This is a genomic window from Polaribacter sp. Asnod6-C07, from assembly GCF_045063625.1.
In the GTDB taxonomy this organism is placed as follows: Bacteria; Bacteroidota; Bacteroidia; order Flavobacteriales; family Flavobacteriaceae; genus Polaribacter; species Polaribacter vadi_A.
This window is the reverse complement of the sequence record NZ_JBEFOF010000005.1, coordinates 3164448-3181439: the sequence shown is the minus strand read 5'-3', so window position 1 is coordinate 3181439 and position 16992 is coordinate 3164448. Positions and strand designations below refer to the sequence as shown.

17 protein-coding genes are annotated in these 16992 nt (G+C 28.3%); 12 read left to right on the top strand and 5 right to left on the bottom strand.

Annotated features, from left to right (window positions below; all coding sequences use genetic code 11):
* The first annotated feature begins 67 nt into the window (after positions 1-67).
* Positions 68-1483, top strand: coding sequence for a S41 family peptidase (locus ACJJVK_RS13800; RefSeq protein WP_405566863.1), 1416 nt, complete (start codon positions 68-70; stop codon positions 1481-1483).
* A gap of 3 nt (positions 1484-1486) precedes the next feature.
* The gene (locus tag ACJJVK_RS13795; RefSeq protein WP_405566860.1) at positions 1487-2953 is read left to right on the top strand and encodes a S41 family peptidase; all 1467 of its coding nucleotides are present in this window, start codon (positions 1487-1489) and stop codon (positions 2951-2953) included.
* Between the two features lie 34 nt (positions 2954-2987).
* Here the strand turns inward: ACJJVK_RS13795 and ACJJVK_RS13790 are convergent, their stop codons facing one another.
* Entirely contained in the window at positions 2988-3962 is a 975-nt protein-coding gene (locus ACJJVK_RS13790; protein WP_215995421.1) for a patatin family protein, read from the bottom strand.
* Between the two features lie 42 nt (positions 3963-4004).
* On the opposite strand from ACJJVK_RS13790, the gene ACJJVK_RS13785 reads away from it, so the two are divergent.
* Genes ACJJVK_RS13785 through pepT form a run of 4 tightly spaced genes read left to right on the top strand, consistent with a single transcriptional unit; the run spans position 4005 to position 7874 of the window.
* Positions 4005-5048, top strand: coding sequence for an oxidoreductase (locus ACJJVK_RS13785; RefSeq protein WP_405566856.1), 1044 nt, complete (start codon positions 4005-4007; stop codon positions 5046-5048).
* 13 nt (positions 5049-5061) lie between these two features.
* Entirely contained in the window at positions 5062-6030 is a 969-nt protein-coding gene (locus ACJJVK_RS13780; RefSeq protein ID WP_405566855.1) for a hypothetical protein, read from the top strand.
* 20 nt (positions 6031-6050) lie between these two features.
* Positions 6051-6611 carry a hypothetical protein gene (locus ACJJVK_RS13775; protein WP_405566854.1) on the top strand — a complete coding sequence of 187 codons (561 nt, stop codon included), beginning with the start codon at positions 6051-6053 and terminating at the stop codon, positions 6609-6611.
* Between the two features lie 21 nt (positions 6612-6632).
* Positions 6633-7874 carry a peptidase T gene (gene pepT, locus ACJJVK_RS13770; RefSeq protein WP_405566851.1) on the top strand — a complete coding sequence of 414 codons (1242 nt, stop codon included), beginning with the start codon at positions 6633-6635 and terminating at the stop codon, positions 7872-7874.
* Between the two features lie 218 nt (positions 7875-8092).
* On the opposite strand, the gene ACJJVK_RS13765 is transcribed toward pepT, so the two are convergent.
* Positions 8093-8632, bottom strand: a complete 540-nt coding sequence (locus ACJJVK_RS13765; protein ID WP_405566848.1) for a 1-acyl-sn-glycerol-3-phosphate acyltransferase — start codon at positions 8630-8632, stop codon at positions 8093-8095.
* Between the two features lie 44 nt (positions 8633-8676).
* Between ACJJVK_RS13765 and rmuC the strand changes: the two genes are divergently transcribed.
* From rmuC to ACJJVK_RS13745, 4 genes are all read left to right on the top strand, one after another.
* A complete protein-coding gene (gene rmuC / locus ACJJVK_RS13760; protein WP_405566845.1) occupies positions 8677-10017 on the top strand; it encodes a DNA recombination protein RmuC in 1341 nt (446 codons plus the stop codon).
* Positions 10018-10109: 92 nt separating this feature from the next.
* Positions 10110-10346 carry a hypothetical protein gene (locus ACJJVK_RS13755; RefSeq protein ID WP_405566842.1) on the top strand — a complete coding sequence of 79 codons (237 nt, stop codon included), beginning with the start codon at positions 10110-10112 and terminating at the stop codon, positions 10344-10346.
* A gap of 32 nt (positions 10347-10378) precedes the next feature.
* Complete coding sequence (locus ACJJVK_RS13750) at positions 10379-10564, top strand: hypothetical protein (protein WP_405566839.1); 186 nt, start codon at positions 10379-10381, stop codon at positions 10562-10564.
* Between the two features lie 52 nt (positions 10565-10616).
* The gene (locus tag ACJJVK_RS13745; protein WP_405566836.1) at positions 10617-10802 is read left to right on the top strand and encodes a CsbD family protein; all 186 of its coding nucleotides are present in this window, start codon (positions 10617-10619) and stop codon (positions 10800-10802) included.
* Positions 10803-10858: 56 nt separating this feature from the next.
* Here the strand turns inward: ACJJVK_RS13745 and ACJJVK_RS13740 are convergent, their stop codons facing one another.
* Positions 10859-12103: a cation:proton antiporter gene (locus tag ACJJVK_RS13740; RefSeq protein WP_405568379.1), complete on the bottom strand. Its 1245-nt coding sequence runs from the start codon at positions 12101-12103 to the stop codon at positions 10859-10861.
* Between the two features lie 279 nt (positions 12104-12382).
* On the opposite strand from ACJJVK_RS13740, the gene ACJJVK_RS13735 reads away from it, so the two are divergent.
* Positions 12383-13834 carry an L-lactate permease gene (locus ACJJVK_RS13735; protein WP_405566833.1) on the top strand — a complete coding sequence of 484 codons (1452 nt, stop codon included), beginning with the start codon at positions 12383-12385 and terminating at the stop codon, positions 13832-13834.
* Between the two features lie 66 nt (positions 13835-13900).
* Here the strand turns inward: ACJJVK_RS13735 and glyA are convergent, their stop codons facing one another.
* A complete protein-coding gene (gene glyA / locus ACJJVK_RS13730; RefSeq protein WP_215995433.1) occupies positions 13901-15175 on the bottom strand; it encodes a serine hydroxymethyltransferase in 1275 nt (424 codons plus the stop codon).
* Between the two features lie 196 nt (positions 15176-15371).
* Between glyA and fahA the strand changes: the two genes are divergently transcribed.
* Positions 15372-16649, top strand: coding sequence for a fumarylacetoacetase (gene fahA, locus ACJJVK_RS13725; protein WP_405566830.1), 1278 nt, complete (start codon positions 15372-15374; stop codon positions 16647-16649).
* A 66-nt stretch (positions 16650-16715) separates the two neighbouring features.
* Here fahA and ACJJVK_RS13720 read toward each other — a convergent pair whose 3' ends face one another.
* The gene (locus ACJJVK_RS13720) at positions 16716-16991 is read right to left on the bottom strand and encodes a hypothetical protein (RefSeq protein WP_405566827.1); all 276 of its coding nucleotides are present in this window, start codon (positions 16989-16991) and stop codon (positions 16716-16718) included.
* Between the last annotated feature and the right edge of the window lies 1 nt (position 16992).

The window sequence follows — 16992 nt, the reverse complement described above, 5'->3', positions numbered from 1 at the left end:
AATTACTACAATATCTATATATTATTTTATGAGGTTTTATTTAAAAGCTATTTATTTTTCGATACTAATGGCAACAATTGTAAGTTGTACTAAAGAATATGAGATTCCTCAAGAATTGGTAGTTCACGATTTCGTTTGGAAAGGTTTAAATGCATATTATCTGTATCAAGATCAAATTGAAGATTTATCTGACAGAAGATTTAGTTCTGATCAAGAGCTGAATACTTATTTAAGTTCTTTTACAGATTATAATTCTTTATTTTCTAGTTTATTAATTCCAGAGGATGCAAAATCAACTTTAGTTGAAGATTATAATACCATCACAGAACCAGAATTAAGAACTTCTTTTACCAATGGTTTAGAATTCGGAATTATAGCAGACCCAAATAGTACAACAAATGTCTTGGGTTATGTAACTCATGTTTTACCAAATTCTGATGCATCAACAAAAAACTTAATAAGAGGCGAATATTTTTATGCGGTTAATGGTGTACAACTAACTAGAACTAATTATGAAAGTTTACTTTTAGTTGGCTTTGATAGTTTTACTTTAAATATGGCAGATTTTGATGGAACTACAATTACACCAAATACAAAAACAGTACTTTTAGAAAAACTAGATTATACATATCCTGCTACTTTTTTAGAAAAAGTGATACCTGTAAATGCTGATAATATTGGTTATTTAATGTACAATAATGATTTTTCTAATAATTATATTAATGATTTAAATAATAGTTTCTTAAATTTTAAAAATCAATCAGTTAACGAATTAATTTTAGACTTAAGATATAGTTCTGGTAGTGATGGGTTCGCAAAAAATATTTCTAAAATTGCAAGCATGATTACTGGTCAGTTTTCAGATGAAGTTTTAATTAAAGAGGAATGGAATACAAAGGCGCAATCTTGGTTTTTAGAAAATGAACCAGATTCTTTATTAACTAAGTTTCCATCAGAAATTAGCCAAACATCAACCATAAATAGTTTAAACTTAACAGACGTCTATATCATTTTAAACGGAGAAAATTTTACAGGTTCTTCTGCTACAGAATTATTAATTAATAGCTTAAAAGCGCATATTAATGTACATATTATTGGTAATCAAACTGCAGGGAATAACACAGGTTCAATTACTTTATACAATTCTGAAGATTACGATTTTGGCTTAAAAAATGAAACACATACAGTAGCTTTACAACCAGTAGTGTTAAGTTTTTTAAATAATAACGACGAAACTTATGAAAACGGATTTTTACCAAATTTAGATCTTTGTGATAATGAAGATGTATTAGATTTAGGTATTTTAGGTGAAGTTTCTGACCCAATTTTAAATAGCGTTTTAAATTACATTTCTACAGGAACTCCGATTTCTAATAACAACTGTAATCCTAATAATTATGAATATTTGTTTAATAGCATAAACCCACAAAGAACTACTGATAATGGCGTTTTTATTGAACAAAATTTACCAAATACAAACTAATAAATGAAGCAATTCTTAAAAATTAGCCTTTTAGCAATCACTATATTTTTTATTTCTTGTGATAAAAACAGCCCTTTAGAAACAAATACAACTACCAATGATGATCTTAACTTTTTTATTTGGCAGGGTTTAAATCTTTATTATTTGTGGCAAAAAGATGTGCCAGATTTGGCTGATGATCGTTTTTATAATTATGATGATTTATATACTTATTTTGGAGAATATGATTCACCAGAAGCCGTTTTTGAAAGTTTATTAAACAGACCTGATGATCGTTTTTCTATTATTGTTGATGATTATATTGCTTTAGAAAATTCTTTTCAAGGGTTAAATTTAAGTAACGGAATGGAATTTGGCTTGGTAACTTATAAAAACGGAAGCAATAATGTTTATGGTTATGTACGTTATGTAGTACCAAATTCATCCGCTGAAAGCGAGAACATTACAAGAGGTATGATTTTTAATACTGTAGATGGTAGTCAAATAACAATTAATAATTACTTAGAATTATTATTTAGCAGTACTACAAATTATACAATTGGTTTAGCAGATTTTAATGATGGAAACCCAATTGAAAATGGAACATCTATTTCTTTAGATAAAACTGAATTGCAAGAAAATCCGATTGCTACATCAAAAGTAATTACAGAAGGTTCTCAAAAAATTGGTTATTTAATGTACAATCAATTTGCTAGAAATTACGATAGTCAATTAAATACAGCTTTTGCCAATTTTAAAGCAGAAAAGATAAACGATTTAATTGTAGATTTAAGATACAACCCTGGTGGCTCTGTAAGTACAGCAACCTATTTAGGTAGTATGATTACTGGGCAATTTACAGGAGAATTATACTCGCAAGAAATTTGGAACGATAAAGTAACAGCTGCTTGGCCTTCTGAAACTTTTGTAAATAATTTTACAGATCAAATACGAAATGTAGATACTGATGGTTCTATAATTTTAGAGGAAACCATTAATAGTTTAGGATTAGAAAGAATTTATTTTATAGTTTCTTATGGTTCAGCTTCTGCATCAGAATTGGTTATAAATGCATTAAGTTCTCATATTCAGGTAAATTTAATTGGTGAAACTACAAGAGGTAAGCAACAAGGTTCTATAACTATTTACGATTCTGATAATTTACAAAGAACTGGCGATAATTTAAATCCTAATCATACTTATGCTATGCAACCTTTGGTTTTAGAAATTAGTAATAAAGAGGGTATAAATTATCCTGAAGGAATTATACCAAATACTGCAAATTTTCCTGGTATATTTTTAGAAGAAGATTATGGTAATTTAGGTGTTTTAGGTGAACGTTCAGATCCTTTATTAGACAGAACATTAACTTATATTTCTACAGGACTTAAATCATCAGTAAAAACAAGTAAAACATTGATTTTTAACGAGATTTACGATTCAAAATTAGCAATTCCTGCTTCAGATTATATGTTTGTTGATATAAAATAAAGTATTTTGAACTCTTATTTGAATAAAATAAAAGTTAGGATTTAATGTTTAAATTATTAACATCATCTATACCTTCTTCAATTTCTTTATCTGTTAAAACATCAGGTCTAAACTCGCTCATTAATTCTTCACGTTTCGATTTTGCGTATTTAAAACCAGATTTCCACCATTTTCGCATTAGTTTTTCATCAAAAACTAAAGAATTTGTGGTTAAAACTGTTGGTGTATAATATAAGTTCAATTTTACATTTTTATTACTTGCAGCTAATTTACCAATGGTAATATTATGCCTTTCTACATGAGTTAACATAAAATCAAAAACATCAAAAAGTAGTGCAAACGGATTTTTAGAAGGTATTTTATTAAACTGAGTAACTTCTGTTTCTAGAATTATAGCATCAATTTCTGTTGCTCCTCTTAAAATAGCTTCTCTAATTGGAACTAAAGAACCAAAACCACCATCTGCATATTGTTGATTGTTTTTTTCTAACAAACTCATAAAAGGTACATAGTTGCAAGAACCCCAAATCCAATCACAAAAATCTTCGTAAGTACAATCTTTACTAGATTTATATTCTATTTGGTTTGCAGTTAAGTTAGACACTGTAACTACAACCTCTTTTTCATTATTCTGAATTTGATGATACATTTCTTTAGTAATTTTTCGCTTAATTAAATTGCGTAAATTCTTACTCTCACCAAATGTTTTTCTACCTCTTATAAAATTTATTAAAGTATTAAAGTGATTTATATTCACTACTTTTTCTCCTGCTACTTTTTTTATGGTAAAAGGATTATTACTAAAAATTGTTTCTTGATTTACGTTGGTATACAGTTCTTTTAACTCATCTAACATACCTAAAGACAAATGAGAAACCATTAAACTACCAGTAGAAGTACCTAAAAACAAATCATAATCTCTATTTTCTTTTTTCATTAAATACTGGGCTACACCACCTGCAAAAGCTCCTTTGCTTCCACCACCCGAAATTACCAATGCTTTTTTCATTAACTCAAAATGATTTGTTTATTTTCGTTAAAAATATCAAAAATGAAAAGAATAACACTATTATTTTTTGCTTTCCTTTTAATAAACTCTTGTACTAAAGAATATATCCCTAGAAACATTGATACCATTCAAATACAAAATTTTAAGATTGACAGCACAAGCATAAGAGCTATAAAAGTTCTAGATTCAGAAAAAGTTTATTATGCTGGTTCTAAAGGAAATGTTGGTTTTAAAACGGATAAAGGTGTTTCTTTAAATGCTTTAAACATCAAATACAAAGATTCTATAATTCCGAATTTTAGAAGTGTTGCCTTTAATGGCAATGATTATTTTGCCCTTTCTATTGGTAATCCTGCTTTATTGTATAAAATTTCGCAAGGAAAATCTACCATAGTTTATAAAGAAGAACACGAAAAAGTATTTTATGATGCTTTAACTTTTTTTGATGATAATTTACACGGAATTGCAGTTGGAGATCCTACAGAAGATTGTGCTTCAATTCTTTTAACTTCGGATGCTGGTAAAACTTGGCAAAAATTGTCTTGTGATGCATCTCCTAAATTTGAAAATGGAGAAGCATTTTTTGCAGCAAGTAACACCAACATAAAAACAATGGGTAGCACAGTTTGGATTGCTTCTGGAGGTGCAAAAGCAAGAGTTTTAAAATCTACAGATTTTGGAAAAACTTGGCAGGTTTATAACACACCAATTATTCAAGGTAATGGGCCTCAAGGAATTTATTCTATTGATTTTGCTGATAAAAACAACGGAATTATTATTGGAGGTGATTATTCTAAACCACTAGAAAACAAAGCAAACAAAGCCATAACAACAGATGGTGGAAAAACTTGGACACTAATTGCAGACAACCAAAACCCAAACTATAAAAGTTGTGTGCAATATGTACCAAACACAAATGGTAAAGAGATTTTTGCAGTAGGCAAAACTGGGGTTTCTTTTTCTAATGATGCTGGTAAAACCTGGAAAGATGTTTCTAAAGAGAGTTATTATGCCATTCAGTTTGTAGATAAAAACACAGCTTGGTTAAGTGGTAATGAGAAAATTGGAAAGTTAATATTAGAATAAGCTTTTGATATTTATGAATAAAAAAAAACTTCTTTTCTCTACATTTATATTTTTGTTTTCTATAAATATTTTTGGTCATAGAGATTTTTATGTTGTTAAGGAAACAGGAAACATAAAAACTATAATTAAAACGGGTTACAAATACGAAGAAGTAAATAAAATTGAAATAATAGGAATTTTAGCTGAACGATTAGCGCAAACTCTTAACTATAAAGAGCCAATTCTTTTAGATTTTAATCATTTTTATGTTGGAAACGTTAAGCCTACATATTTTCTAAGTTTTGATAGAGGAATATCAAATTTCAATAACATTGATGATATATACAATAAAAACTTATTAATTATAGATGGAATTGTTGTTAGACAAGTTGGTAGCAGTTTCAATATCCTAGACACCTTAAAAATACTAGAATATGCTATTAAAAACAGAGAAAAAATCAGAAAAACACAAAGAAAAATTAAATTTGATGATTTTTATTGTAACTGGTTTATGAACTCAGTAGAAATGACTAGTGTGAAAAAAAGTGTATTAAATTCTGATTCTAAATTAGTTAATGAAATCATAAATACAAAAATCTATAGACCAGAAAACAAAAATAAATATGGTATTACTTATTATTGGAAAAATAATAAATTTTACTTTATTAATAAAAAAGAAAACGAAGAAAAGTTAATTACTACTTTAGATAATGTTTATGATATACAAAAGATATCCAATGTTGTTTTTATTTTCGAAACAAAAGAACTTTTTTTAGTAGTTGAGGTTTACAATAAAAAACAACTTTCTTTAAAATGGAGAATAGAAAATATTCAAAATAACTATAAACTTTTTAAAATTATAAAATTATCAAAAGATAAATTTGCAATGACTACTAATTATTGGACAGATAAGACTGGAACAAAACCAAAAGATAGAGTTTTAATTTATTCAAAAGAAAATGATTTTTTAATCCAAGATTTAGATAAAATAATGAAAAATTAAATAAAACCATTTTTATATCAGTGAAACTCATAATAAAAACCCTTTTTCTAGCTTCTCTCCTACTTTTTTCTTGCCAAAAGAAATCAGAAATTAGCAAAGATTTTAATTGCGAAACTTTAGCTTTTAATAATTTAGAAACTGTAAATGATGTAAAAGATCTGTTTTCTTTAGATATTCCTAAAAATTGGAAAACAAATTTATATCAAGATGAAGTGCAATCTTCTATTTTTACAGCAGATACTACAAAACAACTTACTGAAACTGTACTTTTAGATGTAACTTTCATCCAAAATAAAATAAATTTTGATGATACTTTTTTATTACAACAAGAACAAGAAAACTTGGCTAAAGGTCTTATTAAAACAAAATCAAAACAGATTTTACTTTTAGAAAAACCATCATTATATATGGTTTTTAAAGGCAAAAAAGGAAAGTTTAACTATCAAGTTTGTAATACTTTTATAAAAGTAAACGAATCAAATTTTGTTTTAGCTAAAACCGAAATTTATGGAGATTCTTTGGTAAATAATCGTTTTTGTGAAGCTTTTTCGTTGATAGAGAACATCAAACTAAAAAATTAAATTGAAAATATCATCTAGATTATGATTAATAAAGAACAAATTACAGAACGTTTTATAAGTTATGTAACCATAGATACTGAATCAGCCCCTAATAATCCTGCTTTTCCAAGCACAGAAAAACAATGGGTTTTAGCTAAAAAGTTAGTAACTGAACTTCAGCAAATTGGTTTACAAGATGTTGAATTAGATGAAAATTGTTACATAATGGCAACTTTGCCCAGTAATATCACCCATAAAGTGCCAACTATTGGTTTTATTGCACATATAGATACCAGTCCAGATTTTACAGGATCAAATGTAAAACCTCAAATTATTGAAAATTATCAAGGCAATGCAATCATTTTAAATGAAAAAGAAAACATTGTTTTGTCTCCAGATTATTTTGATGATTTGTTGCAATACAAAGGTCAGACCATTATTACTACTGATGGTACAACACTTTTAGGCGCAGATGATAAAGCAGGAGTTACAGAAATTGTTACTGCAATGGAATATTTAGTAAACCATCCAGAAATTAAACACGGAAAAATTAGAATTTGTTTTACACCAGATGAAGAAGTTGGTAAAGGAGCACATTTATTTAATGTGGATAAATTTGGTGCAGAATGGGCGTACACTATGGATGGTAGTCAAATTGGTGAATTAGAATATGAAAATTTTAATGCAGCTTCTGCAATAGTCACTATTTCTGGTAAAATAGTACATCCTGGTTATGCAAAAGGAAAAATGATCAATTCAATCTTAATTGCAAACGATTATATTACTGCTTTACCAACCAAAGAAGTACCAGAACAAACAGAAGATTATGAAGGTTTTTTCCATTTACATGATATTAGTGGTGATGTAGAACAAACTGTTTTAGAGTATATTATTAGAGATCACGATTTTGATTTGTTTGAAAAAAGAAAAAAATTGATGCAAAAAATTGCAGACCATTTTAACGAACGCTTACAACAAGATTTAATTTCTGTTGTTATTAAAAATCAATATTTTAATATGAAAGAGAAAATTACACCTGTAATGCATATTGTAGATATTGCAGAAGAAGTAATGAAAGATCTTGGTATTACTCCTTTAATAAAGCCAATTCGTGGAGGAACAGATGGTTCTCAGCTTTCTTATAAAGGTTTGCCTTGCCCAAATATTTTTGCTGGTGGTCATAATTTTCACGGTCGTTTTGAATATGTACCTGTAGAATCTATGATAAAAGCAACAGAAGTAATTATAGGTATTGCACAAAAAGTATCAGAAAAATATAAATAGATGAAGAAAATTTGCCTATACTTTTAAAAGAACAATAAGTAGATTAAATAATTATCAAAAAAAAGTCTCCAAAATAAAATTTTGGAGACATAGTTTTCAATTCGTAACAATGATAACTATTTTCTACGTCTTTTAATCAATAAAAAATCCCTAGATTTTATTTATTCATAAAGAAATATAGGGCAATTTAATACTTCTTGTACTTGTGTAAAAATGCTTTATGATAACTCAGGGTTTTTCCCCTTTACATTTAAGAAAAACCCCCTTAAACAGGCAATATCTTCTTCTTTATTATCAGTTGTATAAAAAGGTTCAGAGATTTTAATCTTTTTATTTTCAAAATCTAAAGTAGCCATTATTATAGGTACATTTGCACCTTTTGCAATATAATAGAAACCAGTTTTCCAAGTAGTAACTTTTTTACGAGTACCTTCAGGAGAGATGCCTAATCTAAATTCTTCTTTAGAATTAAAAATATCGACTATAACATCTACAAATTTATTATTCTTACTTCTATCTACAGGTGTGCCACCCAAAGCTTTAAAAATAAAACCAAAAGGACCTTTAAAAAGTGAAGCTTTACCAATAAAATTAATCATGATACCAGAACTCATTCTGGTTAAGATTGCAATCGGAAAATCTACCCAACTTGTATGTGGAGCAGCAATAACTACATATTTTTTGATGGTTTTGTTGAACTCTCCTTCAAACTTCCAACCTAAAATTGTAAATAATATAAATCTTGCAAATCCTTTCATTGTCTGTTTTAAAAGTGATAAATTTAAGCACTTAATTTGATACAATGACAGATTTGATTGCTTACTTTTTAATAGCACTGGTTTTTAGTGTAATAGGTTTTTTTATTGGTAAATTACTTACCAAATTAAATTTAGAAAAAGAGAACACAATTGTAGAGAAAGAAAAGTCTACTTTACAAGAACGTGTTGCTTTATTACAACAGTCTAAAGATCTTGCCGAAAACAATTTTATTGAATTACAAAAAGAGATAAAAAGTAGTCAGCAAGAAAAAGAAAATTTACTGCAATTAAATACACGTCAAGATTCTGAAATTAAAAACTTACAGTTAAAATTAGAAGAACACAAAGCAGAAGTAGAAAATCTTCAGAAAAAATTTACCAGTGATTTTGAGGTTTTAGCCAATAAAATTTTAGAAGAAAAGTCAAATAAATTTACAGAACAAAACAAAGAAAATTTAAAAGTAATTTTAAATCCTTTGCAAGAAAAAATAAAGGTTTTTGAAGATAAAGTTGATAAAACTCATAAAGAAAGTATCGATTATCATGCAGCTTTACGTCAGCAAATTTTAGGTTTAAAAGAGTTAAATCAACAAATGAGTAAAGACACTTTAAACTTAACCAAAGCTTTAAAAGGTGATTCTAAAATGCAAGGTAATTGGGGTGAATTAGTTTTAGAACGTGTTTTAGAAAAATCTGGTTTAGAGAAAGATAGAGAGTATTTTGTGCAGCAAAGCTTTACTACTGAAGAAGGCAAAAGAGTGTTGCCAGATGTTGTAATTCATTTGCCAGATAACAAAAAAATGATTGTAGATTCTAAAGTTTCATTAACTGCTTATGAGCAATTTATAAATGAAGATGATGAAACATTAAAGACACAATTTTTAAAAGAACACATCAATTCTTTAAAAAGACATATTGAGCAATTATCAGAAAAAAAATATGAAGATTTATATCAAATAGAATCACCAGACTTTGTATTGTTATTCATTCCTATAGAACCTGCTTTTGCAGTAGCTCTAAATGCTGATAATCATTTGTACAACAAAGCTTTTGAGAAAAACATTGTTATTGTAACTCCTTCTACTTTATTAGCCACATTAAGAACCATAGATTCTATGTGGAATAACGAAAAGCAACAAAGAAATGCAATGGAAATTGCAAGACAAGCTGGTGCTTTATACGATAAATTTAATGGTTTATTAACTGATTTAATTGGTATTGGTAAACGTATTGATGATAGCAAAAAAGAATATTCTAATGCCATGAATAAATTGTTTGATGGTAAAGGAAACTTAATTACTTCTGTAGAAAAGCTCAAGAAAATGGGCGCAAAAGCCAAAAAATCACTTCCCGAAAAAATTATTGAAAGAGCAAACAACGACTAACTATTTGCTTTTGAGTTAAGATTAACTTTATACGAGTTAAGCCCAACTTTATTTCTACTTTACTTTTGTAGTGTAACAATTAAATATACATTATGAATACAAATAAAGATACAGAAACTAAGTTATATAAAGACGTCGAAACTGAAGGAGTCACTGAAAATATAGCAGGTGAACAAACCATTCAAACCCAAGAAACTAAAATTTTAAAAGGTACTAATGGTGATAAAGATAAAGAGGTTTTGATTGGTAAAGACATTGATAAAATTGATGAAATTAAAGAAGGTCATGACACTTTACAAAAAAGAATTTTGGCAAAACTTATGAAATAAGGAATCGAAATAGGAACCCAATAATTACTAAAATGGCAGAAGACAAACACGAGCCTCATTTACATCCATTAAAAGGGACTGTAAAAGATGGCTATAAAGATAAAGATAGTAGCAAAAAAAGGCTACAAGGAGAAGATAAAGAGTTATTAGAGAATCAAGTACATAGTGCTACAGATAAATCTGATAAAAAAGTTGCTGATAAAATTCAGAACAGCTAAAAAACGTATCATTCTCATAAATTAAATTAATAATAATTAAAAAACACACATTATGAACACAGACACAAAAGAAGGTAAATGGAAACAAATTAAAGGTGAATTTAAAGATAAATTCGGACAAATTACCAATGATGAATCTACAGAAGCCGAAGGAAAAAAAGACAAATTAATTGGGGAAATCCAAGAGAAATATGGAAAAACCAAAGACGAAATTGCTGAAGAAATTAAGAGTTGGTAATTAAAAAATCAACCTAAAAAATATAAGTATCAAAGTATTACACTTTGATACTTTTTTTATGATTTTAATTTAAATCTATTTATCAATTTACCTACAGTTAAACCTTGTACAATTATAGAAAACACAACCACTATATAAGTAATTACTAAAAATAAATCTCTATGCATTTCTGTTGATAAACCTAAGGCTAACGCAATAGAAATTCCACCACGTAAACCTCCCCAAGTCATAATTAAATTAGTTTTTGGCACAAAATCTAACTTCTTTTTAAAGATGTTAATTGGCAGAAATAAAGAGATATATCTACAAATTAAAACAATTGGTACTGCTATTAAACCTGCAATAATATATTTACCTTCAAAAACTAAAACTAGCATTTCCATACCAATTAAAACGAATAAAATTGCATTTAACAAAATGTCTAATAATTCCCAAAATTTATCTACATATTTCTCTGTTACTTCAGACATAGAACTTGCTCTTACAGTATCATTACCAACAATTAAACCAGCAGTTACCATTGCTAAAGGTGCAGATAAATGTAATTTATGTGCAATTACTGTACCTCCCATAACTGCAGCTAAAGTTATAATTACTTCTATATCATAATCGTCTATAGACTTTATTAAACGATAAGAAACCAATCCTAACAAACCACCTAACACAATTCCACCAATTACTTCTTGCCCAAATAATTGTGCAACATCTACAAAAGATGTATTATCTATACCCGATTTTGCAATCTGAAAAATGGTTAAGAAAACCACAACTCCTACTCCATCATTAAATAAAGATTCACCAACAATTTTAGTTTCCAATTTTTTTGGTGCACCAACTTGTTTTAAAATCCCTAAAACAGCAATAGGATCTGTGGGAGAAATTAGAGCTCCAAATAACAAACAATAAATAAAATTAACATCGAAACTTAAAACATTAAGGATAAAGAACATAACAATACCCACTAAAAATGTTGATGTTAAGACACCTAATGTAGAAAATAGTAAAATTGGCCAACGTTGAATTTTTAATTGCTCAAAATTGGTATGCAAAGCACCTGCAAACAACAAGAAACTTAACATTTCATCTAATAAAACAGATTTAAAATCAATACTAGAAATAATTGATTTTTCTAAATTTAACAAAGTAGGATCAAAATAACTTATCAATAAAACAATTAAAGTAAAAACAATTGTCATTATCATTAAACCAATTGTGTTTGGCATTTTTAGTAAACGAACGTTTACATAACCAAAAATGGCAGAAAGAAAAACTAAAACTGTTGCAATAAAATAAGCGTCCATATTGTTTTTCGTCAAATTTAAAAAAAAGAACCTGTAATAGTGTCAACTCTTAAGAATATTTATTATTTAATAATGTCTGTCAAATAAAGTGGTTTATAAAAGTGATTTTCTATTTCGAATTCAAATATGTTTTTAAACTATCATTTATAAATTGACAATTATCATAATACTTAAATTTAAGTAATATTACTTTTGATTGTTCTAAATCTCTATTTTGAAATTAGATAAATATTATTTCTAAGTAACATTAAAATTTACACTTTTTAAACGATCAATTTTATGAATATTTTTTATTCAATTCTATCTTTAACACCAATATTGGTATTGCTTTTGGTAAGTTTATTAAAAGGTGTAAAAGCCGGAATTTATTCTGGTTTTATTATAACAACAATATTATTTTTTATATGGGATAGTAAGTTAATTGCTTTTCCTGCGGCTTTAATATCTGCTTTTATCAACACGATTTCAATTTTAATGATTGTTTTTGGTGCATTGTTACTACATTCTAATATGGAACAAGTAGGTTTTATTGAAAAAATAAAAAATTCTCTTAAAAAAGCACACTATAATTCTAGTTTTCAATTTTATTTTTTAGCTTTTTTCTTAACTGCCTTTTTTGAAAGCGTTGCAGGTTTTGGTACTCCAGGAGCAATTGTTCCTCTTTTATTAATTTCTTTAGGTTATTCACCAATTTTATCAATTGTTGTTGTTTTACTTATTGATGGTTTGTTTGCTATTACAGGTGCAATTGGTACTCCTGTTATAGCAGGTTTTCAAGGTTCTTTAGAAATAGGAATATTACAAGTTAAATTAATTTACCTTTATGCATCCTGTTTTATGATAATTTCTGGAGCCATATTATTATATTTTATTCAACGTTTTGTTGTTAAAGAACATCCAGAAATTTCTGCTTATAGTTGGAAATTATACTTTAGCATTGCCATACCTTTTGTTCTTTTATCATTTTTTCTTCGAGAACTAACAGGTGTTATCGCTGCAACATTTATGGGTGCTTTCTCCTTTTTTTTCTTTTTCACAAACAAAAAATTAGATTGGAAACCTTGGATACCTTATGGAGTATTAGTTGTACTACTCTTAGTACCCAAAATAATAACCGCTATTGAACCGCTAATATCTTTTAAATTATCATTTAATAATATGTTTAATTCTGATGTAAATGCATCATTCCAACCTTTTAGGTCTCCACTTTTTCCGTTTGTAATTGCTTCATTTTGTGCAGCTCTTTTAGGTAAAAATCATAAAATGAAATTTAAGCCTGCACTGAAAAAAACGTTAAGTATTTTTTTTATTTTATTTCCATCACTTGGTATAACTCAACTAATGTTGTCAAGCGGAACAACAATGCTTTCTATGATAGACACTATGTCTATGTTATTTGCAAAAACAGGAAATGCCTATCCTTTAATTAGTCCATTTATTGGGCTAATGGGTACTTTTATAACAGGTAGTACTACAGTTTCTAACATTATTTTTGGATCCGTTCAATATAATTCAGCAGAAAACTTGAATTTATCTACAGAATTAATATTAGCAATGCAATTAAATGGCGCTTCTTTAGGTAATGCAATTTGCTTATTTAACATTATTTCTGCAGCAGCAGTTGCAGGTGTAGATAAATACACGAAAATATTGAATAAAAATATTGGTCCTATATTGTTGGCTACATTTACAACCTCTATAATAGGTTTTATTATTCTAGCTATAATTTAAAAAAGTTTTAGATAAAAAAAACACCACTTAAAATGAAGTGGTGTTTTTTTTTAAAGAAAAATGAGTTTACATCACAAATAATCTACGAGCACTCATCATATCAGCAACACGTTCTCCTATTTCGTGTAAAGCCTCTTCATTTTCAGCATTCTGTATTGCTTCATCAATAAAATCAACAACAGCTTTCATATCTTCAGTTTTTAAACCACGAGTTGTAATTGCTGCAGTACCTACTCTAATTCCAGAAGTTACAAACGGACTTTTATCATCAAAAGGAACCATATTTTTGTTTACTGTAATATCTGCTTTACCTAAAGCAATTTCTGCATCTTTACCAGAAATATCTTTGTTACGTAAATCTATTAACATACAATGATTGTCTGTACCACCAGAAATTAAATTATATCCTTTAGCTACAAATTCTTTAGCCATTGCAGCTGCATTTTCTTTTACTTGAATTTGATATTCTAAAAACTCATCTGTTAAAGCCTCTCCAAAAGCAATTGCTTTAGCAGCAATAACGTGCTCTAAAGGTCCACCTTGATTTCCAGGAAAAACAGCAGAATTTATTAAAGTAGACATTTTTTTAGGCTTCCCAGATTTTAAAGTTTCTCCAAACGGATTTTCGAAATCTTTACCAATCATAATCATTCCTCCTCTTGGGCCTCTTAAAGTTTTGTGAGTTGTTGTAGTAACAATATGACAATGAGGTAAAGGATCATTTAATATTCCTTTGGCAATTAAACCTGCAGGATGAGAAATATCTGCCATTAAAATTGCGCCAACTGAATCTGCAATTTCTCTAAAACGAGCAAAATCAATATCTCTAGAATACGCAGAAGCACCAGCAATAATTAAATTTGGTAATTCAGCAGTTGCAGTTTCTTGAATTTTATCATAATTTAAAACACCAGTTTCTTTTTCAACTCCATAAAAAGAAGTTTCATATAATTTACCAGAAAAATTTACTGGAGAACCGTGTGTTAAATGCCCTCCATGAGATAAATCGAAACCTAAAATTTTATCACCAGGTTTTAAACAGGCTGCAAAAACAGCAGTATTTGCCTGAGAACCAGAGTGTGGCTGTACATTCACATACTCAGCACCAAATAATTCTTTAGCTCTATCTATGGCAATTTGTTCAACAATATCTACAATTTCACAACCTCCATAATATCTTTTTCCAGGATATCCTTCAGCATATTTGTTCGTTAAAATAGAGCCCTGTGCCAACATTACTTGATCGCTCACAAAGTTTTCTGAAGCTATTAACTCCAAACCATTTAATTGTCTTTCTTTTTCTTCCTGAATAAGGTCAAAAATTTGATTGTCTATTTGCATTGTTGCTTATATTAATTAATTCTACAAAAATAATTAAAATCGAATTGTTTTTGAAGCTATTTATTCGATGTTTTTAACAACTTATTAATAATTAAAGAATACTCATTAAACTATTCTTAAAATTATATTTTTCATTCAATATTTGTTTTAAAATGATAAAAAATTATGTAGGTTTGATAAAAATAAAATCCTTACAATGATTATAACCGCAAATAATCCTAAAAGAAAATCTTGGTTAAAAGTAAAAGAGAATTCAGATTTTCCGATTCAAAATATCCCTTTTGGTGTTTTTATAACCAGAGATGATATTATTACAATTGGAAGTAGAATTGGCGATTTTGCAATAGATTTAGGAGCCTTTCATCAATTAGGTTATTTTGATGGAATTCCGCTTACAGACGATATTTTTTTACAAGATAATTTAAATGATTTTATTGCTGATGGCCGTAAAACATGGAGATTAGTGCGTAATAGAATTGCAGAAGTTTTTGATGTAACAAACGGAAGTTTAAGAGATAATCCAGATCATAAAGACAAAATTATTTTTAGAATGGACGAAGTAGAAATGCTTTTGCCAGTTGCTGTAGGCGATTATACCGATTTTTACGCTAGTAAAGAACACGCAACAAATGTTGGTTCTTTATTTAGAGATCCAGAAAATGCTTTACTACCAAATTGGTTACACATACCTATTGGTTATCATGGTAGAAGTTCTTCTATAATTCCTTCTGGTACACCAATAAAAAGACCTTATGGACAAACAAAACCTGCAGAAGGTAGCAATACTCCTAGTTTTGGACCAAGTAAATTAATAGATTTTGAACTAGAAATGGCTTTTATTACCACTGATGCCAATGTTATGGGTGATAGAATTCCGATTGAAGAAGCGGAAGAATATATTTTTGGTTTGGTGCAATTTAATGATTGGTCTGCAAGAGATATACAAGCCTGGGAATATGTGCCTTTAGGACCATTTTTAGGAAAAAGTTTTGCTTCAACTATTTCTCCTTGGATTGTTACCTTAGATGCTCTAGAACCTTTTAGAGTTGATAACCCAAAACAAGCACACGAACCACTTTCTTATTTAAAACAAGAAGGTAAAGGGAGTTACGATATTCATTTACAAGTTGGTATTCAACCAGAAAACGGAGAAGAAACTGTTGTTTCTAACTCTAATTTTAAATATATGTACTGGACAATGGCACAACAGTTAGCACACCATACAGTAAATGGATGCCCAGTAGAAGCTGGAGATATGATGGGTTCTGGAACAATTTCTGGACCAACTAAAGATAGTTTTGGTTCTATGTTAGAATTAACTTGGAAGGGAGAAAATCCTATAAAATTAAAAGACGGAACAGAACGTAAATTTATTAATGATAATGATACTGTAATTATGCGTGCACATTGTAAAAATGATAAAGTGCGTATTGGTTTTGGTGAATGTGTAGGTAAAATATTACCCGCTAAATAGTTTATCAATTTTATAAAAAATAAAGCTCTGAAAACTCAGAGCTTTTTTTATTTCAATTCATTCTATTTAATCTTCATCAGAAATATTTACATCAAAATCATCATTATCTTCAAAGAAATCTTCATCATCTGCATATTCTTCCATTGCTTCTTCTAACTTGGTACTAATTTTAACTAAATAGTCAGTATCCTCAGTTTTCACTTCTACAGCCTTAATGGTTTCTCCTTTTGCATTTTTAAAAGAAATAATATCATCATAATCATATCCATCAGGATATTTTTCTATTAATAAATCTAAAATGTCTTTTGTTAATTTTGCGTACTCTACAATTACTCTCTTCATT